This is a genomic window from Algoriphagus locisalis, assembly GCF_900116615.1.
Lineage (GTDB): Bacteria > Bacteroidota > Bacteroidia > Cytophagales > Cyclobacteriaceae > Algoriphagus > Algoriphagus locisalis.
Genome location: NZ_FPBF01000003.1, coordinates 521,795 through 541,777, shown reverse-complemented (window position 1 = coordinate 541,777; position 19,983 = coordinate 521,795). Strand labels below are relative to the sequence as shown.

Below are 19,983 nucleotides of genomic sequence, written 5' to 3'. Positions count from 1 at the left end.
TTTCAACTTATGAGCTCAGAAGCACTGATTATTCTGATTTATATACTTGTACTGGCAAGTTTCCTGGGGTTTGAGCTAATCGCAAAAGTTCCCCCAACCTTGCATACGCCATTGATGTCCGGTTCGAATGCCATTTCCGGCATTACCATCGTGGGAGCGCTTTTAGCCTGTAACGAAATGGGCTACACCACCCTCAGCAAATGGCTGGGAATGGTAGCCTTGGTGCTCGCCACCATCAACGTAGTCGGCGGCTACACTGTCACAGATCGTATGCTTAAAATGTTCAAGAAAAAATGAGTATAGCCATAGAATTAGCCTATTTGATTGCCTCAGTATTGTTTGTCCTGGGGATGAAAATGATGAACAAGACCAAGTCAGCAAGACAGGGTAACCGTCTTTCAGCGCTTGGGATGTTTATAGCCATTTTGGCCACCTTAGTTCAGATTGATGCCATTTCACTGGTTGAGATTTTGGGCTGTATAGTTCTGGGAGCTGCGATTGGCCTTTATTACGCCAATAAAGTTGAGATGACTAAAATGCCGGAGATGGTTGCGATTTTCAACGGTTTCGGTGGTTTAGCCTCCTTCTCCGTAGCACTTTCGGATTATTTCCTTCGTACAGAAGTAAATATGGAATCCATCGAATTGGTGACGGTAATCAGTATTATAGTTTCGGTATTTATAGGCGGTCTGACATTTACAGGATCACTTATCGCCTATCTGAAATTGAATGGGAATATCTCGGGATCTCCTATCACATTCAAAGGTCAGCATGCAATAAACTTAATCTTGTTTTTAGGATTCTTGACAGCTGCAGTCTTTACTGTAATGGACCAAACTGACCCAATGCTGATCATTATCTTGATTGTCATTGCATTGCTTTTGGGTGTTTTGACTGTGATTCCTATAGGAGGAGCAGATATGCCCGTGGTGATTTCCTTACTGAATTCTTACTCAGGAATGGCAGCTTGTGCGACTGGTTTTATCCTAAATAATAATGTATTGATCGTTGCCGGTTCACTAGTCGGAGCATCGGGGATAATCCTCACGCAGATTATGTGTAAAGCCATGAACCGATCCTTGATCAATGTGTTGCTTGGGGGATTTGGACAGACCGTGAATGAGGCACAAGGAGATGGTCCATCAATCACAGTAAAGGAAATTGGAGTAGAGGAAACGGCTATGTTATTTGATGGAGTTTCTTCAGTGATCGTAGTTCCTGGATACGGAATGGCTGTTGCTCAGGCTCAGCACGTGATCCGAGAGTTGATGGAGCAATGTGAAAAGAGAAATATTGACTTCAAATTTGCTATTCACCCAGTGGCAGGAAGAATGCCGGGACACATGAATGTGTTGCTGGCAGAAGCAAATATATCTTACGACAAACTGATCGAAATGGAGTCCATCAACGATGAATTCCCAAACACAGATTTGGTGCTTATCGTGGGAGCAAATGACGTGGTAAATCCAGCGGCTCGAAACAATCCTCAAAGTCCGATTTATGGCATGCCTATCTTGAATGCAGATAAAGCCAGAACGGTAATCGTCTGCAAGAGAAGTATGGGTAAAGGCTATGCGGGAGTGGAGAATGAGCTCTTTGGCTATCCAAATTGCTTGATGCTTTTCGGAGATGCGAAGCAAACTATCACCAAAGTGGTATCCGAAATGAAGGAAATGTAAGTACCAATTTATCTCAAACCTATAGAACGGGGCTATCTGGATTTCCAGGTAGCCTTTATTTTTTAAAGGGAATTTGAAACAGCTTCTTTTACTGCTTCATATTTTTCCTTTAAATCTGCTATTTCAGATTCATTGAAGGCACTTAGCGGCAAGGCTAACACATTTTGGCATAAGCCTTCAAAGGATAATGAGGCTTTCAAACCCTTTAAATAATTTGATTTGTAAGTGCCGTGGCTGTATAGACTCTTGCTAAGAAATTGGACAGTTTCATTAAGGATTTTCATTCTTGCCTTATCCTGATATTCAATCGCTTCAAAAAGTTTGACGTAAAGAGAAGGGAAGAGATTTGCTCCACCGGTGACTCCCCCATGCCCTCCCATGTTCATAGTTTCTACCAATAGTTCCTCTGGGCCTACCAAAACCGTGAATTCTGGGTGTTCCCTGAAGGTGTCGCAAAGGCTTTCAAAGTATTTTTGATCTCCTGAACTGTCTTTGATTCCAATGATATTCGGGTGGTCAACCAGCTGTTTTACAGTTTTCAAATCAATAGTTATCCCGGTATGAGAAGGCATATTGTAAAGAAAAAGTGGCAGCTCCACTTCATCTGCCAACTTGGAAAAGTAGAACACCAACTCCTCCTGCCCAATATTCATGTAATATGGATTGGTCGCAACCAGGATGTCTGCTCCGGCTTCCTTGGCATATGCCGCCAAATCCAAACTTTCCTGAAACGAACAGTCACTTATCCCCACTAACACAGGAATTCGTTGATCAACTTTTTGGCAGGTCACTTCAATCAACTGTTTTTTAACACTAGAACTCATGCTGGCAAATTCACCTGTGGTACCCAAAATAAAAATTCCATGAACCCCGCCGGAAATCATATGCTCAATCAGAAGTCCAAGACTTTTTTCATCCAAAGAAAAATCCGAATTCAGCGGGGTAATCATAGGAGGAATGATCCCTCGAAAAGGTTGGGAGAAGAACATAAAAATAGGGTTGAACGATTATTCCAATTTAAGAGAAACATATTTTATTTTCTCTCTATTGTAGGTGTAGGTTAAGTGAATAGAGCCATCTTTTGCCTGAATGATAGCAGGATAACTGAATTCTCCTTTTGGCTGATCTTCCAATACATAAATCTCTTCCCAATTTACTCCGTCCATAGACATCATCAGGGATAGTTTATTCCTTCCGTCTTTGATGGGATTGCAGAGAAGTAATTGGATGCCACTTTGTAAAGTCACGGCATCAATTCCTGAGTTGTTGTGAATCAAGCCGGTGGATTCTACTTTGGACCAGGTTTTACCTCCGTCCATCGACCAAGTCGAGCCTATCACATCTTCCTGAGTTCGGGCAAGCATTTGGAGCTTGTTGTTTGGATACTTCAAAATAGTAGGTTGAATCGCATGAAACTCTCCATTGTCGATCCCTGTTTTTTTCCAGTTCAGACCTTCTGCAGTAGTAGTTTCCACATGCATGCTCCAGACACCGTTGGTTTCGAAGCTAGATGGGTGAAGAAGAGTACCATCTCCTAAAAGCACTGCTTTGTTTTTCACTGGTCCAAGCATTCCTGGAGGAATTTGAATTGCTTTTGACCAGGTTTTTCCTTCGTCATCAGAAGTTTTATAAAGTCCCCACCATTCTCTTGGGTTTGGCCCTTCTTTGTAAAAAAGGAAGATTTTTCCAGCAGGACTTTTGTATAAAACCGGATTCCAGGTCGGATTTCTAAAGTCTTTGTTTTCTACTCCATCGGCAACCATTTCTGGTTTTGACCACTTTCCATTTGCTAAAAGAGAAGTGTAAATGCTCACATCTGGGTGCCTTTCGTAAGTTCCTCCAAACCAGGAAGCTAAAATTCCCCGATCAGTTTCTGCTAAAGTGGAGGCGTGACAGGAAGGGAAGGGAGCCTCTTCGTAGATAAATCCAGAGGATAGGATTTTCACGGTAGGCGTTTCATTTTTGGGGAAAAAACTGAAGAGAGTAAGGATGAAAAGTAGGGTTTTCATGAATAAGATATCGAATTGGTCATTATAAATTATGCCTTACAAGCATGGTTAGTATCCCGTACTCACCTGTAAGTTGAAAGGAAAGGCTTTATCTAAAATTAAGGTAAAAGAACCTCCGCTGGAATATTTAATTCCTTGTGAAATATTTTGGCAATTTCTAAAGTCATAGGCTTCCTACGATTTAAAATTGATGATATATATCCTTTACTTCCCACTTTACCCACAAGGTCTTTATTTCTCACCCCCATTTCCACCATTTTTTGTTTGATTATCTCTATAGGATCGGGTGTTGGGATTTGGAAATTTTGATCCTCATATTCTTTAATGATCAGTAGAGCAACCTCAAGTTTTTTTCCTTCAGGGGATTCTTTTGAAATCTTCAAATCTAATTGTTCCTCTACCCAATCCAAGTATTGGCTGTATTGTTCGTCTGACTTTATTACACTTAATTCCATCTCTAGTGTTTTTTAGGTTGAATAGATTCTGCCAGCAACGATTCTAATTATAAACAATCAAATTCGGTGCAGTCACAAAGATGTCGGATTTCCTGAATCTCAGATTTTTTCTGAAGCTAAATGCAAATTTGGAATTGCCCTCATCATCGGTAGGCAGGAAAGTTCCTTTCATTTCTATGGTTCCAAATATTAAGTTCTCATTTCGAATTCGCATTCCCAAGCTGATACCCGTGAAATTCTGGTATCTGTCCTCACAGGTATAACACTTGAGTTTGGCCCAATAGAAGGAAGTAAAAGGTGCGATCCTAAAGCCTATCAATGACCAGGGAGTAAAGAGGCTGGATTCAAACCCAAGTGCTATTCTCTGCGTCGCATCCACCTCTTCCACTCGCAAGCCTGGTATCAAATTGCTCCTGATAGTCAACCAGTCGCTAGTGACTCGTTTGTAGAGCTGGGTGTATAGAATGCTCGCAGAATTCCTGATTTTGTAATTCCCCAGGGTAAATGCCTGGGTATAATAGGTGCCTCCAGTCTGAAGTACTGCATCTTCAATTCCTTTTCGCAGATAGCTTGCCCCATTCAAATTGAATTCATAGAAGCTGCCGCTTTTGGAAGCTTTCTTAAAGTTGATGTTGAGATCTCCATAGGGGCGTTTCAAACCCATTGTATTGGTATAGCCCCAGGTGGTGGAGATGTTATAACCCGAGGGGATATCCTCCGTCCGTCCGAAACCATAGACATATTGGGTCTTGAAAAAGTCCTGTTCATATACAGTAAACTCTGCCAAAATCCCCTTGCTGTCGTTGTATCTGCTTTCATCGATTACATTTTCTTGATCTGGCTGGTTAATGAAGTATCCGTCAAAGGCTCTAAGGGCCAGAAACTCTCGCTTTCTGTCTTGCAATGCTTTATTTGAACCGAAGTTATAGCCCATCCAGAAGTCCATGATGTTGTATCTATAGGCGAGAAATACTGAATCCGGTCTAGAATCTACATTTTGTGACCAGTTTTGACTCCATCCAGCGCCCCCTGCAAATTTGGAATATGGGGATACCAGCGGACGCTCCAGGCTGAACCCCGTTGCAAATTCCTTTTCCTCACCTGCGCTGATTCCAGAATTTAACTGAGTGTAATAGGCCGTAAAATCCGCAAAACTTCCTAAAAAGCTACTTTTGGTATATGCCAGCCCAATCCCTACTTTCGGGGTCCGGTCATGATCAAAAAGTATGTCGAATTCAAACCCCTGACCTCTGCCATCCAAATTAGCATTATACACCTTTAATAAAGGGGAAGTGGGAATGGTGCCGCCAAGAGAACCTCCGAAACTGAAAATATCCCGTGTTACTATCGCAAGATCCACAGAGTCTGTTCCCTCGATGGGAGTGACCACGATTCTGCTTTCCAGAATGAAGGATTGATCCCTTAGGTATCGCTCGTTATCGCCGAGTTTGTAAGGATTGAGTAGTTGGTTTGGCTTTATAAAAAGATGTTGACGAATAGTTTTCTCCCGGGTATTGGTGTGAAGCTTGTTTGCGATTCTGCCTACTTTTTGCACGATAGGTTTTTCCGTTCCGTAGATTGAAAACTCAAAACCAAGGTTTTCAACCGTGATATTTCGGATGACTCTACCTTCATAGGGTAGGAACTTCTCCTCCGCTTTTTCTACCAACACTGAATCCCGGTTTGATCGAGTAATCAGATCCATTCCTTTCTCCAAGGCCTTCTTAGTAATAGAGGTTTTAGACGTGTCATTCTCATTTTGGGCAAAAAGATTCACGCAGATACCTAAAAGCATATGTAGGAATAAAATGACGCTGAATGTTAGTTTGAATCTGCTCATGCGATAGTATGGAAAAAAGAGGCGCATCCTGCTGGGATTTTTCGAGCACATAATCTCTTTATCGCATTTTCTCTGCCAATATTATGAAAGTTGTATAAGTTTAACTTAAAATTCTTCAATAGAATGACTAAAACTAATTTAGGATTCACACGAATGAGTTTTTTGATATCAGCCATAGTTTTTCCTTCAAAGTGGTCAGAAGGTATAAGCCTCATTTTAAACAGGTAAAGTTATTGTCCCACGTCATGAAGGCTGCACACCACGTTACAGTTTATAAAGTTCTTTATCAAAAAAAGCATTACCAAGTTTTTACTTGTTCCCTGTGATTTATTTTTATGTTGTCAAATGATTATATTATTTGTTGTAATGTTGTGTATTTATTATTGTTTTGAGAAATACCTTAAAAAGGCAATATAGTTATTTGTTAAAAGCTTATTCTTTGAAAGAATGACTACTTATAAGGTTAATAAATAACTAAGTCATGTGTAGTGTTAAATTTCAAGCCTAAAGCTGATTGGCTTATGGTTTAGGTGTTTTGGTGTTATTAACATATTGATTTATAGTAACTTGATAGTTGATGATCATTGTGGTTCATTTCTACTCTTAAATTAATTTAGAGTTAATTTTTCCTGTTATATATTTAATGTAATCCTAAAGAATACCCCGAGGGATGAGCAGTTTTATATTATACTTTTGTCGCTGGAAATAGTAAGAATAGCCTATTATTCTCTTTTACAACTTAGTATTATGATTTTCTTAGTTACCCAACACTTAAAATTTTATGAATACAAAATTACGATTATCTAAAGTCTTCTTTGCATCTGCATGTATGCTGGCTGTGACTGGGTTTGGTAGTTCTCAAGAGCTGATGGCGACCGGGAACATCCCAGTTAGCAAGGTTACATTTGGGAGTTTGATCTCTGTTATGCCAATTTCCGGTACAGTTACCGATGAAACCGGCCAACCACTTCCGGGTGCCACTGTGCGAATTAAAGGTACAGTAAATGGGACTGTGACAGATCTCGACGGCAAATATTCCTTGGAAGTGGGTGAAGATGCTGTACTCCAAATTTCTTATGTAGGATATATCCTTCAGGAGATTTCGCTGAATGGCCAATCCGTCATAGATGTTCAACTGGTGCCTGATGCTACTCAGCTGGATGAGTTGGTGGTAGTCGGGTACGGTACGCAAAAGCGATCTGATGTCACCGGTGCAATAGGCTCTGTAAAAAGCGAAGACTTCAACCGCGGAGTGATCACTAATCCGGTGGATCTTCTTCAGGGCAAAGTGGCCGGTGTAAACATTACTTCCACAAGTGGTGAGCCTGGTGCAAATCAGAATGTAATTATCCGTGGTATCGGTAGTTTGAGATCTGGTACACAGCCCCTTTATGTATTAGACGGATTTTTATTGGACAATTCAAGTACTGGAGTTGCTTCTAATCCTTTGAACTTCCTAAATCCAAATGACATTGAGAGCATCGATGTGTTGAAAGATGCAAGCGCCACAGCTCTCTACGGTTCGCGTGCTTCCAATGGGGTCATCGTCATCACGACTAAAAAAGGCAAATCAGGGACTTCTCAAGTTAATGTTTCAGCCTCCACAGCCTGGTCCAAGATGTCAAACCAAATTGATGTTTTTAGCGCGGATGAGTTTCGTCGCCAAGTTGTAGCGGTAGGTGGCTCGCTGGAGGATTTCAATGGAAATACCAACTGGCAGGATGAACTGTCTCAGGTTGGTTTCTCACAGGATTACAGCCTTTCTATGAGCGGAGCCAATACAGAAAGATTCTCTTACTTCGCATCCCTTGGCTACCAGAATCAAGGAGGTATCTTGAAAAACAGCAATTTGACCCGTTATTCTGGCAAATTGAACATGAATCAGAAAGCTTTTGAAGGCAGACTAATTGTAGATTACAATCTGACGGCTTCTTTCACAGAAAACCTCAGACCTAGCATTGGATCTACTATCAGTGATATGCTGTACCTGAATCCTACTATTCCGGCCTTTACTGATGGTGAGCCTACACTTCTGAATACCAATGCTCTGAATCCGCTAAAAAGATATGAGCTTTACTCAGACAATGCAGTAAATAATAGAATTTTAGGCACTATTTCTCCTTCTTTTGAAATTTTTGACGGACTGACTTACAAGCTAAATCTTGGAGTGGATTTCTCTAATACCAACAGATTCCAGCAGTACATTCCTTTTACGGAAGTAGTCAATGAATCAAATGTGTCTGATGGAGCCTTGGATGAATTGATCGCATCAAATACCAACAGTCTTGTGGAAAACACCCTGACTTACAATTGGAACAACTACAAGCATAATTTCACTGTTTTGGCTGGTCATTCTTTTCAGACCTTTATGGACGAGTTTAGGAGTACTTCTGCCAGAGGGTTTGCTGCCAATAACATCGAACCAAGGTATCAGGATCATAATAGTACGACTGAGTTCCCAACTACTGTGAGTGCCTCGGCTGTGAAAAATGAGCTTCAGTCTTTCTTTGGTCGATTAAACTACGTTTACGATGAAAAGTACCTGTTCACTGCAACTTTCCGTGCAGATGGATCTTCCAAATTTGGTGAGAATAACAAGTATGGCTACTTCCCATCCTTTGCATTGGGTTGGAATCTGAGCAAAGAAGAATTCATGGCTAATTCAGGTATTGACAATCTGAAACTTAGATCTAGCTGGGGACAAACAGGAAATCAAGAAATACCTTCCAAGATCACCAAAGCTAGTTTCTCAGAAGATCGTTTGGCTACTGGGGCTCAAAGTTTGAATACGTATCCTATTGACACTGATGGTAATTCGATTGACAATTACCCTTACGGAATTGTATTTACCCGTCTCGCAAATCCTGATTTGCAGTGGGAAGTATCCACTCAATTTGACGTAGGCTTGGACTTTGCATTTTTCGATTACCGCTTGACAGGTACCTTGGATTATTTCAACAAAGTGTCCTCCAATATCCTTTTGGAGGTAGTTCCGGCAGATCCGGTTCAGCCAACTTCTACCTATTGGGATAATATTGAAGATATGAAAATCTACAATAGTGGAATTGAATTGGCTTTGAATTACAGCAGTAAGACTGAGTCTGCTTTCTCTTACAACCTTGGTGGAAATATCACCTTTATCCAAAACGAAGTGCGGGATTCCCCTTACTCAGTCCTGACCACTGGAGCGGCACAAGGGGCCGGACAAACCGGCGCAACGATCAACGGGTATATCAACAACCAGCCAATCGGAGCATTTTACATGTTGGAGTTTGACGGAATAGGTGAGGATGGGCTCAATCGTTTTGTGGATAAAAATGGAGATGGTGAAATCCTGGACAATGACCGATCTGTAGTAGGCAGTGCGATTCCAAAAATTATCTATGGTATCAATGCTAATATGAGCTATAAGAATTTTGACTTGGGACTTAATTTCAACGGAGTTTCTGGAAATAAAATCTACAACCATACGACTATGTCCCTTTTCACTAAGGCGCAGCTTTCTAGATCAAATAATACCACTGATTTCGCAGTTCAATTCCCAGAGGAATCCTTCAATAATTCCAACACAGTTTCTACCAGATACTTGGAGAGTGGTTCCTTCTTTAGGTTAAATAATGCAACTCTTGGTTACAATTTAAATTCCGAGCGAATTGGATTGGGCAATGCCTTCCAAAATATTCGTCTTTCGGTCACTGGCCAAAACCTGTTTGTAATTTCTGATTATTCAGGATTTGATCCTGAGATCAATACAGGAACAAGCACTGCCGGTATCCAAACTTTCGGTATAGATCGGTTCACTTATCCTAGAGCAAGGACGTTCATGGTCAATTTGAATCTAACATTTTAAAAAAAACAGGGCAGATGCGTATTCATCTTCCAGAAAATATAAAATATATGAAGACGATCAGTTTTAGAAAATTATTACCAACAGCAGCTTTATTATTGGCATTTCTGAGCTGCACTACCCTAGAGGAAGAGGTTCTGGATGAATCACTGACTGGTACAGGTCAGGCAGAGATTGTGAGCGGATCCATTGCTCCGGTTTACGGAATGCTTCGCCAGGTTTGGCTTCACACTGTTAATTTTGGGCTGCAGGAAGTTGCTTCTGATGAGGCAATCTTACCTTATCGTGGAGGAACCGACTGGTTTGACGGAGGTAAGTTTATCGCAGTACACCAGCACTTGATGACCCCAACCAATAGCTTAGTAGGAGATAGTTGGACATACATCACCTTGAGTTTGTCCCGTGCTGTTGCAGCTGAAGAGCAATTGGGATTGGAAGTGGAAAATGGCAATTCAAATGCCCAAAATCCACTTTACGAAATGGTGGCAATTAAGGCTTATTTGAATATGTTGGCAATGGACAACTGGGGTTTGGTATTCAGAAAAGACCGTTCCGACCAGCAGTCCGAAATCCTAAGAGGTCAGGAAGCTGTTGATTACTTGGAATCTGAGTTACTTTCAGTAGTCAATCTGATCAGCAGTAGTAACGGCCCAGGCCGAATGAACAAGCATGCGGTAGAAGCGTTGCTTGCACGTCTTTATCTCAACTCAGCGGTTTACCGGGATCCTTATGGTACTCCAAACTTCCGACCTGAAGACATGGACAAGGTGATCGAATATACCAACAACATCATCAATGGAGGCTATGCTCTTTCGCCGGAATACTTTGATCTTTTCAATGATGATAATAACAGCAATCCAGAAATCATCTTTTCCCTCGATCAACGTGGCGTGCTTCAGACAGAACATAGCAGATGGCAATATTGGTCTATCTCAGGTGATCAGGTTCCAAGACCTGAATTCCCAAGTACCCGTGGCACAGATGCAGTGGCAGCTACTCCTGATTTTATTCAATCTTGGTACGATGCCTACGGTGATGTAGATCCTGCCGATGCCGATGCACGATTCTTCCAGGAGAATACCATCATCCCCGAAAATCTCCGAGACCTTACAGGTGTTAATCCTACCAATGACGAAGATCATTTTTATACGGTAGAAGCAACTGAGTTTGAGATGGACAGAGGAATACTAAGAAACATCATTTGGGGTCCAAGAAAAGATGGAAATGGAAATATTATGACTGACGAAAATGGTAAAGTCAAAATCTACCCTGTGATCAATAGAAGAAGTAGTGGAGCGGATATACGGTATGTCGATCATACTTTCCAAGTTGATTTCACTAATGAAGGAAGCTTGCATAATACCGGACATAGATTTTCAAAGTATCAGTTTAGCCGTACGGCTCCAAATTGCTGCAGCAATAGCAGCGTGGATATTGTCCTGATCCGATTGGGTGAAATATATCTGATGCGTGCTGAGGCAAAGCTTAGAAAAGGAGATAACGCAGGAGCTTTGGCTGATGTAAATACGCTAAGAACTTCTAGAAATGCACGTCCTGAGCAGACTCCAGCTCCTTTGAACTCCATAGATTTGGATATACTATTCCGTGAGTCAGGATTTGAATTGTATTGGGAAGGATTACGCAGAGTGAATCAAATCCGTTTCGGAAAATACGAGGATAGCTGGACGGAAAAGAATGACAGCGATGTCAACAAGCGACTCTTCCCTATCCCGCAGCAAGCTATAGATGGAGCTTCCAATATTCCTGGATTTCTGGTTCAAAACCCAGGTTACTAAAACCTATTAAACCTTTGATCATAAAAAGCCGATGGGAATATATCTCATCGGCTTTTGTGTTTTACGGCAATTGGAGGGGGTGAGAAAGTAGGCTTATCACTTATCTGTGTACTCCGTTGATGTAGTCCCCGAATTTCGCTGCGCTGTATTCGGGGTTGATACGGTGAATGCCGTTGGCATTCAATAAACACCTATTGAAGGCTCGATCGAATCTCATTGGCCAAAAGCTTGTTAAAGATGCGGTGGATTTTACCTAACTAAACCATCTTAATAGGCACTAGCTGGAAAGTATCTTGCCAAAGGCAAGACCAGTACATGCCCAGAATGCAATTCTGGGTTATGTTAGACTTGTTTTCACCAGAGTGCCAACGGCACGATCGGTATAGTATATATCATTTGTGTGATCACAACTGTCAAAAAAAACATTCCTGAGACAGGAATGTCCGTAAAATGAATAGGGTGAATTTGCTTAAAACTTTAACTCAATCCTCTATTTTCTTGATCGTATTTTTCTTCAGATCGATGGCAAAATGATCGGAAGGATTGGAATGATAAAGCTTTTCGAAAATCCCGAAAAACTGGATCAATTCACTGTTTAAACCCTTCTCTTTGCTAGATGTCTTTTGGCTAAGGGAAGATATCAACTCCTCATAAAAACTGATTCTCTCTTCTGGAATCAGCTTTTTTCCAAGTTCATCACCGTTTTTCAAAAGGTAAAAATCATCGATGATAGCATGATCAGGAAGGGATCTCTTGGATCTTACTTTTAGCTTTCTCATTTTTTCCTGGAGGAAATTTTCACTTTCGGCTTCCTCCATTTTGCTCCAGGCCAAAAGCTCCTCAGGGGAGAGGTTCTGAAGGAGAATGGCGAGATTTTCCGGCCAATCAGAAGGGATAAACCTGGACTTGGTCAATTCACGCAAATGATTTCTGGTGTACTCCAGATAGTCTTTTGACGCTAAAATGCTGCTGTCCCAGATCCCCGGATCCTGCTTTTCCAATAGCCAGCGATGCTCCATTCGGTAGAGATCAAAGAACTCATTCATGTGATCTACCTCGGCAAGAGAAATCGTTTCGATTTCCACAGTGGAGGACTTGGATGTTGTCAGCTTTTTGTAGGCCGGTGGGTAGGCCGCTAGAGAAGGTACTTGAATATTATACATGGTATGGGTGGTTGTTTGGTCTTGATAAATTCCAGTATCATTAATATGCATGTGTCCCGCAAAGTGGATTTTAATTCCCGCCTTCGCGTAGAGACTTGTGGTTTCTGTGGTAGGAACTCTCGCCAACTGAAACTTCTGGGCTCCGAAAAGCGCACTCATTTCATCGGAGGCTCCGTCGTGAAATTCCGCCAGTGGGTAATGGCTAAAGGAAATCAGTGTTTTTCCTCTTTTTTCAGCTTCGGAAGCTACTTTTTTGATCCAGTCTAGTTGGTGTTTTTTGTGGAGAGCAGCTTGGTTAAAGCCTACGGATGATCCTCTCCACTCAGTTCCTGTATAAGTATAAACATTTCCATCCAAAGCTAAAAGCCAAATTCCATCGACGGGCTCAACTACATAGCTGGCGTCGGGTAGGGTTAGTCCTGAATCGCCAGCTTTATAGACCCGATCTTCCAAAGATGAACTGGCTTTTGCTTGTTGGAAATTGTAATTATCCACATCCAATTCCTGAAAGGGATGCGCCCAAAAAAGATCTTTTTCACTAGGGAAAAACCCAAAATCGCCCAAGGCATTGGTGATTTCAGTATAGCCCCAGTAATTGATTTGATCTGAAATGGCTGCCTGCTCAGATGAAAAAACATCTTTTGAACCGGCAATGGCCTGCTCCGAGCCATCAGTTCCAAGGAAATCCCGCTTTCCGGCTTCACCTCCAAAGGGTTTTACTGGATCATGGTTTCCTGTGGTAATGAAAAAACGCATTCCGGATTCTGCCGAATATTGATCCAGAATTTTCTTCAGTGCCAACACATTCATAGGTTGCCCGTCATCGGTAAAATCCCCAGGAAGCACCACGAGTTGGATTCCTCTGTGCTTTAGATCCTCTAGGGCGGCGATAAAGGCAAAGTAGTTTTCATTGAAAAGCCGGGTGGAGTTGATTTGGCTTTTCATGGTGCGGATGGTGGCGAATTTGCCGGTTTTTGGGTTCAGCACACCCTTGAATTCTTCTGAATTCAGCTCGGCATAGACGTCTTGCAGGTGAATGTCAGAAAGAAAGGCAATTTGATTGGTGTCCGCTTGTGCTAGGATACCATGGGAGCTAGCCAGCTGTATCGCCGTCCCGAGTATCCCTGCCAATAAATGTTTTTTGTTCAAAATCAATCCAAGTCAATTAGTTATTATTCAAAACCGGGTTGGGTCTTTCGTACCTGTTTCCTTCGAAATTAACCTTGTAATCCGATTTGAAGAAGGTGGATGGCTGATAATAATCAGTGGAAATGACCTGCGCTCCTGAAGCTTTGGCCTTTTCGAAAGTGGAATAATCTTCCGCCCTGGCTTCTTTGGTGTCAGAATCTGCGCGGGTGCGGATCATGTACCCTTTTTGCACCAAGTCTCTGATATAGTCCTCATCTCTCACTGCACTATTGATGATTCTAAATCCGGCAGTGGAGTTTCCTTCTTTTTTGTTGACAAAAAGCACTGCGTTTTTCAGGTCGGGCTTTGCACTTAGATACCGGTCGATTTTCTCCTCACTTTCATCCAGAACAAAAAGAAATTTTCCTCTAACCTCATCTAACTTTGGCCAGTTTCTGGCTAAAACTGCAGATTCCAGATCAGCATAATCCCCTCTGACCAGATCAGGTGTGATCAGATTTTCCATTCCCAAATGCGTTCGGATCTCCAAGTCTATGCTGTCCAATGCAGTTGCAGTAAAAGGCAAAACAGGTCGGGTGCCGGGGATATTTCCATCCTTGGCATTGATCAAAATAAAGATAGGCGTATGATCGGGGTTGTTTTCACTCCAGTTTTTCAACGCTTTCAAGGCATCTGCGAAAAGCAGGTAATGTGACTGGAAATCCAGATCCTGCACGTGAAATAGTTTCAGCCCCGGTTTGGAAAGTGCGTCATTCGGATCGTAGTCGGGAATTTCTCCACCGGCGCTTTTGATGATTTCCAAGCCTTTGGGATTGGAATATCTTCCGCCTTCAGGGTCGTGAAAAACATCCAGTTCCAGATTTCTCAGTCCCAAATCCAATTGTTCTTCCAATGGAATATGTGCATAGCCGAGACTTTGGGAGGCGGAAGGATTTACCTTGGATAGATACTCCAAGAGCTCCGGTGCCATTTGGCTTTTATAACTGTTATGACTTCCGATGACCTGGATTTCATTGAGTTTTTGGGCGGAAAGCTGCGAGGAAAAGAAAAGACAAAAAGCGCTAAAAGCGTAAGAAAATAGGGTTTTCATAGAAATGAGTTTAAACGGCAATTTCCTGATTTTTTGCCTGGAAATCCCGTAATGTCTTTCATCGTTTTGTTATGATTTTGCGAAGCTACTTGCGCATGGAATGGGAATTAAGTTATTAAAAAATGATGATTTAGAGAGAATTAGGTTTTGCTGGTGATTTGAAAAGTTGCAAGCTGTTTTACCTATGTGTTAAGCCTCTGCTAATTCACGGATTTACATGATTATTTTCTGTTGAATGGGCTATTTTTGGCCATGCTTAAAATCTTTTCACTTTCACTTTGCCTGCTGCTCAGCATTTTCCAACTGGCAGCCCAGGATTCCAAAACCTTCCAACTCCATTCCCATAACGATTACCTGCAGACTGTGCCTTTTTGGACGGCTTATTCTGCGGGAGCCACTTCGATTGAAGTGGATGTGATTTTGCGGGATGGGAAACTCATGGCTGCGCATGAGGTAGAAAGTATCAACCCGAAACGCACGATTGAGAGTTTGTACCTGGATCCCATCGCGGAAGGCTTGAAAAGCGGCGTGATTTCGGAGATTGATTTTCACCTCCTGGTAGATCTGAAAACTTCAGCTTACCCAACTTTGGAAGTTTTGCTGGAAAGCATGAAAGACTATTCAGACATTTTGTTCAGCCAGGAAAATCCTGAAGGACTGAAATTGATTATTTCCGGAAATAGACCAAATCCTGAGGATTATGAAAAGTATCCGGATTGGATGTTTTTTGATTACCAAAGTAAGGTGTTGACTGAGGATTTGCCGTGGGAGAAAATAGGGATGGTGAGTTTGAGTTTTCGCCAGTTTTCTATCTGGAATGGAAAAGGAAGAATGGTGGAGGATCAGCGAAAAGCCGTACAGGATTTCATTGATTTAGTGCACAGTTTCGACAAGCCAGTTCGCTTCTGGGGTTCGCCTGACAGCAAGTCAGCCTGGAAGGCATTTTATGACATGGGCGAGGATTACATCAATACCGACCATCCCATCGCTGCTGCTGAATACCTGAGCAAGTTGAACGAAAACGTCTATCAAAATCCAACCATTCAGGATGTTTATCAACCCAAATTTGAGGTGGACGGGGCGAAAACTCCGGTTAAGAATGTGATTTTGCTGATCGGTGACGGCAATGGTTTGGCGCAGATTTCTTCATCCCTATTTTCCAATGGCAATCAGCTGAACCTGACCCAACTGAAAAATATGGGATTGGTGAAAACACAGGCTGCGGATGATTTTACCACAGATTCTGCTGCCGGAGCGACTGCCTACGCTACTGGGGAGAAAACGAATAACAGGGCCTTGGGTGTGGATCCAGCAGGAAAAGCGCTGAAAAATCTGCCTGATATTTTGGATGGCTACGGTTATTCCAGCGGCATTATTACCACGGATCAGTTGACAGGTGCTACACCGGCATCCTTTTATGCACATCATCCTGAGCGCGATGATTCGAATCAGATTGCTGCGTATTTACCTAAGAGTAAACTGGATTTGTTCATCGGTGGTGGTGGAGCTAAATTTTCCTCAGAGTCGGAAAATCTCCAGGATGCTGGCTTCACCATGGTGGAGAATCTGGGCGAAACATCGGCGGAAAGGATAGGGTATTTTGTTGCAAATGATGCTTTGCCTAAAAAGCTGGAAGGAAGAGGAGAGTATTTGCTAGAAAGCACCGCCTTTGCTCTTGATTTTTTATCGAATAAAAAGTCGCCGTTTTTTCTGATGGTAGAAGCTGCAAATATTGATTCCGGGGGGCATTCCAATAGCAGTTCAATGATAGTTTCGGAAATGCTGGATTTTGATCAGGTGATCGGCGAAGTGATCCGTTTTGCAGATGCGCATCCCGGCACTTTGGTGATCATCACAGCAGATCATGAGACGGGCGGAGTTTCTATACCGCAGGGGGATATTGCATCTTCCACCGTGGAGTTAGCTTATCACTCCGATGATCACACGGGCATCATGGTTCCGATTTTTGCTTATGGCGCTCATGCGGATAAATTTAGAGGGGTATATGAAAACACAGAGGTGTTTCATAAAATAATGAAGTTGGTTCAGCACTATCACGCCAAGTAAGCGACTTTCTATCGCCTGCCTACCAGAGTAAATGGCAGCATAAAGATATTTCGGACCAGGTCAAAGGAAAGATCAACAGCAAACCCCAAAAGTCTAAAAGGAAGTAACAAAAGCCAAACAATAGGGTAAAGGAAAAGTGCGATAATGGCTAATGGCCAGCAAAGGATAAATAGGATGCACCAAAGAAGAAAGCTTAGCATGTAGTTGGATGTATTTTGAGGAGCAAATCGCAAAATATGTTCCAGCATATAAAAATGCCTTCTCCATCTCGGAAAAGGCATTTTTATATTTTATATGTTCATTTTTGAACAGTTCGTCTTAATGAAATCGGGCATTTTAGCTATGCTTAGTCCTAGGCTTAAAAGCCGCAGTTTACCACTGAAGATTTTTTTACGCTTTAGTGTATCCATATTTATCTATCACTCTTCCATATTCAGCCAGTCCTGAAGGGGTTAGGTAAGGTTTCAATAGTATCCAAATGCTTTTTACCATTTCACCTTTTTCCGTGAAATTGTACAGGCTGAGAACTTCACGCTGGGATAGCCAAAACGAAATGGTCATTCGGATGATATGCTGAAGCCGGTCTTCTACTTCTGTATATTCCTCGTTAATGAATTTCTCCGCTTTGAATTTCTCAAACAGCTCTTCAGTCTGATGCTTTCTAGTTTCAAATGTTTTTTGAAGTAGCTTGCTCAGCTCTGGAAATGAGCGGGTGATTTCTAGCACGTCCAGGTTGAAAAATCTATAGCGATATTGGAATTCCTCAAATTGAATAAGCAGTAAATGAAAGTTTTCTAGAGCCGAATAATCCTCCTCCTGACTTTCGTAAAGAGCAGTCATTTCCTTGCGCATTTTCTGATAGATAGCTACAAGTAAATCCTCCTTGGTTTTATAGTGATAGTCAAGATTACCATGGCTGATTCCCATTTCTCCGGCTATATGCCTGCTGGTAATGCTTTGCACACCTTCTTTGTTATACTGCTCTATGGCAGCTAGTATGATTTTGTCCTTTGTTTTGATCTTTGGGGTTTTCTCCATTTTGATTGTTATTAGTGAAAAAGTCAAACTTCTGTCAAGTTATGAGTGAAATAATAAAAAAGGGGATTATCAACCCCCTTTTTTATAGTTACTAGACCAATTTATATAAACCTATGCTAATCTTTATTCCCAACCTGGGTTTTGTCTTAAGTTAGGATTCAGTACTAATTCATCAGAAGGGATGGAAGTAAGGTAATCCTGATCCGGTCTGAACCCGTAGCCATTTGGAAGTTGGGTTTGGAAATAGTCCGTCTGACCATTTGCATCTAATAGGGGAGTAAAGCCCGGAAATTCATCTTGTGCAAATGGATAGCCCTTAGGCCTTTTTCCTACTACCAAGCTGTGTGCTGCCCATCTTCTGAAGTCATCAGGTCTCTGACCTTCCAATGCTAGCTCAACTCGTCTTTCATTCCGGATAGCATAAAGTGCATCATCAATTGCATAGCCGTAATCCATTAGATTTGCTCCATATTCACTTTGCGAAATCACCTCAAATGCAGGCATGCCTACTCGATCCCGAAGTAAATTAAGGGCTTCGAAAGCGATGGTACCGTCTAATTCATATTTTGCTTCCGCATAGTTGAGTAGGACTTCTCCGTATCGGAAGTAAATCCTTCCTGTTTGGCTCAAACCACCAAAGTCTGCTCCTGCCGCAGAAGAAAAAGGATTTGAGAATTTTTTCACCTGAAATCCAGTGGCGCAAAGCTCTTCAGATCCGCCCGTCAAGAATGGTTTGTCAAAGATCTGTCCAGAACTAGCTACTCTTAGGTCACCAGGTATCCACACAGTAGCATGTAATCTTGGATCTGTATCTTCAGCTATTTTCCTTAGAAAATCATTTCCTTTTACCGTTTGAGTCAGTCCAGTATAATCATAGGGTTTGCCGTCTTTGCCTAAGTAAGAGGTAATCATTGACCAAGTTAAGCCCATATCTCGTGTACGTCGGGTAGTATAAAACTGAAGCTCATGACCTAGTTGCTCAGAAGTGCTTGCAATTCGATAAAAAAGCACTTCGTTAATGTCGGACATGTTGTCCTTTCCAAATAAATCGTAATAATCTGATTCCGGCTTTCCTGTGTTATACAAACCTACCGTGTAGCTACCATTCATTAGGGTTTCTGCTGCCTGGACAGCCTCCTGAAAGTACTTGTTAGGGTCTGCTCCACTTGTACCAAATACAGTCCCTGCATGGTACTTTTGCCAAGAACCTTCATAAAGTGCGACCTGAGTTTTGAAGGCAAGTGCAGTTTCTTTATTCAGCCTGGCGTTTCCAACGCTGGCTCTAGCTCCCAAATACTGGAAGGCTAAATCCAATTCAGACAAAATAAAGTCAGCGACTTCAGTTCTAGGGTCTTGAGCTTTGTATAGCCCTTCATCACCTGGTAATAACTGACTGGTATAAATCGGCACATCTCCATATGTCTGTAGCTTTTCGTAATAATACCAAGCTCTGAAGAAATGTGCTTCTCCAAGGAATTGTGCATATGAACTCATATCATCCTGCACATTTTCAAGATTGTCAAACAGAATATTAATACTTCTAATATCATCCCATTCGCCTGTCCACTGTCCATTTCTCGGAGCTCTGGAACCTTGAATTACCGCATTAGGAACTGCTACGATCAGATTGTCTGAACTGGTTTCTGATAAAGGTTGATTTCCCGATCCGTGGGTAGGAAGTCCTGCATAGTACTTCTTTACGTAGTTTTCTATGTCATTCGCAGTTTTGAAGTAGTCTCCAACCGCAATTTGATCTTCAGGTGCATGGTCAATAAAGGATTCGCATCCAAAAGTTCCCGCCAGAAGAATCAAGAGTCCAAATATTGATAGTGATTTTTTCATTGTCTTCG

At 41.9% G+C, this 19,983-nt stretch carries 13 protein-coding genes; 5 read left to right on the top strand and 8 right to left on the bottom strand.

The genetic code is table 11. The features are described from left to right. Positions 1–9 precede the first annotated feature (9 nt). Both BM386_RS11310 and BM386_RS11305 read left to right on the top strand, forming a co-directional pair. Positions 10–297 (top strand): NAD(P) transhydrogenase subunit alpha part 2, encoded by a 288-nt coding sequence (locus tag BM386_RS11310; RefSeq protein ID WP_086501027.1) that lies wholly within the window; start codon positions 10–12, stop codon positions 295–297. Beyond that, a complete protein-coding gene (locus BM386_RS11305) occupies positions 294–1,679 on the top strand; it encodes an NAD(P)(+) transhydrogenase (Re/Si-specific) subunit beta (protein ID WP_091693963.1) in 1,386 nt (461 codons plus the stop codon). The genes BM386_RS11310 and BM386_RS11305 overlap by 4 nt, the downstream gene beginning before the upstream one ends. Before the next feature lie 62 nt (positions 1,680–1,741). On the opposite strand, the gene BM386_RS11300 is transcribed toward BM386_RS11305, so the two are convergent. The 4 genes from BM386_RS11300 to BM386_RS11285 all read right to left on the bottom strand — a co-directional run bounded on the left by BM386_RS11300 (position 1,742) and on the right by BM386_RS11285 (position 5,983). Further along, the gene (locus BM386_RS11300; protein ID WP_091693961.1) at positions 1,742–2,668 is read right to left on the bottom strand and encodes a dihydrodipicolinate synthase family protein; all 927 of its coding nucleotides are present in this window, start codon (positions 2,666–2,668) and stop codon (positions 1,742–1,744) included. 18 nt (positions 2,669–2,686) lie between these two features. Next, positions 2,687–3,688 carry a sialidase family protein gene (locus BM386_RS11295; RefSeq protein WP_091693958.1) on the bottom strand — a complete coding sequence of 334 codons (1,002 nt, stop codon included), beginning with the start codon at positions 3,686–3,688 and terminating at the stop codon, positions 2,687–2,689. A gap of 98 nt (positions 3,689–3,786) precedes the next feature. Next, on the bottom strand, positions 3,787–4,143 hold the full coding sequence (locus BM386_RS11290) for a helix-turn-helix domain-containing protein (RefSeq protein WP_091693956.1): 357 nt from the start codon (positions 4,141–4,143) through the stop codon (positions 3,787–3,789). 43 nt (positions 4,144–4,186) lie between these two features. Continuing rightward, the gene (locus tag BM386_RS11285) at positions 4,187–5,983 is read right to left on the bottom strand and encodes a BamA/TamA family outer membrane protein (protein ID WP_091693953.1); all 1,797 of its coding nucleotides are present in this window, start codon (positions 5,981–5,983) and stop codon (positions 4,187–4,189) included. A 781-nt stretch (positions 5,984–6,764) separates the two neighbouring features. Here BM386_RS11285 and BM386_RS11275 point away from each other — a divergent pair. Then, positions 6,765–9,833, top strand: coding sequence for a SusC/RagA family TonB-linked outer membrane protein (locus BM386_RS11275; RefSeq protein ID WP_091693946.1), 3,069 nt, complete (start codon positions 6,765–6,767; stop codon positions 9,831–9,833). Positions 9,834–9,880: 47 nt separating this feature from the next. Next, positions 9,881–11,626 carry a RagB/SusD family nutrient uptake outer membrane protein gene (locus tag BM386_RS11270; protein WP_091694502.1) on the top strand — a complete coding sequence of 582 codons (1,746 nt, stop codon included), beginning with the start codon at positions 9,881–9,883 and terminating at the stop codon, positions 11,624–11,626. A gap of 482 nt (positions 11,627–12,108) precedes the next feature. Here BM386_RS11270 and BM386_RS11265 read toward each other — a convergent pair whose 3' ends face one another. After that, on the bottom strand, positions 12,109–13,938 hold the full coding sequence (locus tag BM386_RS11265) for a metallophosphoesterase family protein (protein WP_244545508.1): 1,830 nt from the start codon (positions 13,936–13,938) through the stop codon (positions 12,109–12,111). A gap of 16 nt (positions 13,939–13,954) precedes the next feature. Then, positions 13,955–15,028 carry a phosphatidylinositol-specific phospholipase C1-like protein gene (locus BM386_RS11260; protein WP_091693944.1) on the bottom strand — a complete coding sequence of 358 codons (1,074 nt, stop codon included), beginning with the start codon at positions 15,026–15,028 and terminating at the stop codon, positions 13,955–13,957. Between the two features lie 252 nt (positions 15,029–15,280). Here BM386_RS11260 and BM386_RS11255 point away from each other — a divergent pair, with 252 nt between their 5' ends. Continuing rightward, positions 15,281–17,095 carry an alkaline phosphatase gene (locus BM386_RS11255; protein ID WP_170857084.1) on the top strand — a complete coding sequence of 605 codons (1,815 nt, stop codon included), beginning with the start codon at positions 15,281–15,283 and terminating at the stop codon, positions 17,093–17,095. A gap of 390 nt (positions 17,096–17,485) precedes the next feature. Here BM386_RS11255 and BM386_RS11245 read toward each other — a convergent pair whose 3' ends face one another. After that, positions 17,486–18,133 carry a TetR/AcrR family transcriptional regulator gene (locus tag BM386_RS11245; RefSeq protein ID WP_091693941.1) on the bottom strand — a complete coding sequence of 216 codons (648 nt, stop codon included), beginning with the start codon at positions 18,131–18,133 and terminating at the stop codon, positions 17,486–17,488. 123 nt (positions 18,134–18,256) lie between these two features. Continuing rightward, entirely contained in the window at positions 18,257–19,975 is a 1,719-nt protein-coding gene (locus BM386_RS11240; RefSeq protein ID WP_091693937.1) for a RagB/SusD family nutrient uptake outer membrane protein, read from the bottom strand. Positions 19,976–19,983 lie beyond the last annotated feature (8 nt).

Bases quoted from the DNA above. Each gene is read 5' to 3' on its own strand.
- BM386_RS11310 (WP_086501027.1), top strand. From the start codon at position 10: ATGAGCTCAGAAGCACTGATTATTCTGATTTATATACTTGTACTGGCA.
- BM386_RS11305 (WP_091693963.1), top strand. From the start codon at position 294: ATGAGTATAGCCATAGAATTAGCCTATTTGATTGCCTCAGTATTGTTT.
- BM386_RS11300 (WP_091693961.1), bottom strand. From the start codon at position 2,668: ATGTTCTTCTCCCAACCTTTTCGAGGGATCATTCCTCCTATGATTACC.
- BM386_RS11295 (WP_091693958.1), bottom strand. From the start codon at position 3,688: ATGAAAACCCTACTTTTCATCCTTACTCTCTTCAGTTTTTTCCCCAAA.
- BM386_RS11290 (WP_091693956.1), bottom strand. From the start codon at position 4,143: ATGGAATTAAGTGTAATAAAGTCAGACGAACAATACAGCCAATACTTG.
- BM386_RS11285 (WP_091693953.1), bottom strand. From the start codon at position 5,983: ATGAGCAGATTCAAACTAACATTCAGCGTCATTTTATTCCTACATATG.
- BM386_RS11275 (WP_091693946.1), top strand. From the start codon at position 6,765: ATGAATACAAAATTACGATTATCTAAAGTCTTCTTTGCATCTGCATGT.
- BM386_RS11270 (WP_091694502.1), top strand. From the start codon at position 9,881: ATGAAGACGATCAGTTTTAGAAAATTATTACCAACAGCAGCTTTATTA.
- BM386_RS11260 (WP_091693944.1), bottom strand. From the start codon at position 15,028: ATGAAAACCCTATTTTCTTACGCTTTTAGCGCTTTTTGTCTTTTCTTT.
- BM386_RS11255 (WP_170857084.1), top strand. From the start codon at position 15,281: ATGCTTAAAATCTTTTCACTTTCACTTTGCCTGCTGCTCAGCATTTTC.
- BM386_RS11245 (WP_091693941.1), bottom strand. From the start codon at position 18,133: ATGGAGAAAACCCCAAAGATCAAAACAAAGGACAAAATCATACTAGCT.
- BM386_RS11240 (WP_091693937.1), bottom strand. From the start codon at position 19,975: ATGAAAAAATCACTATCAATATTTGGACTCTTGATTCTTCTGGCGGGA.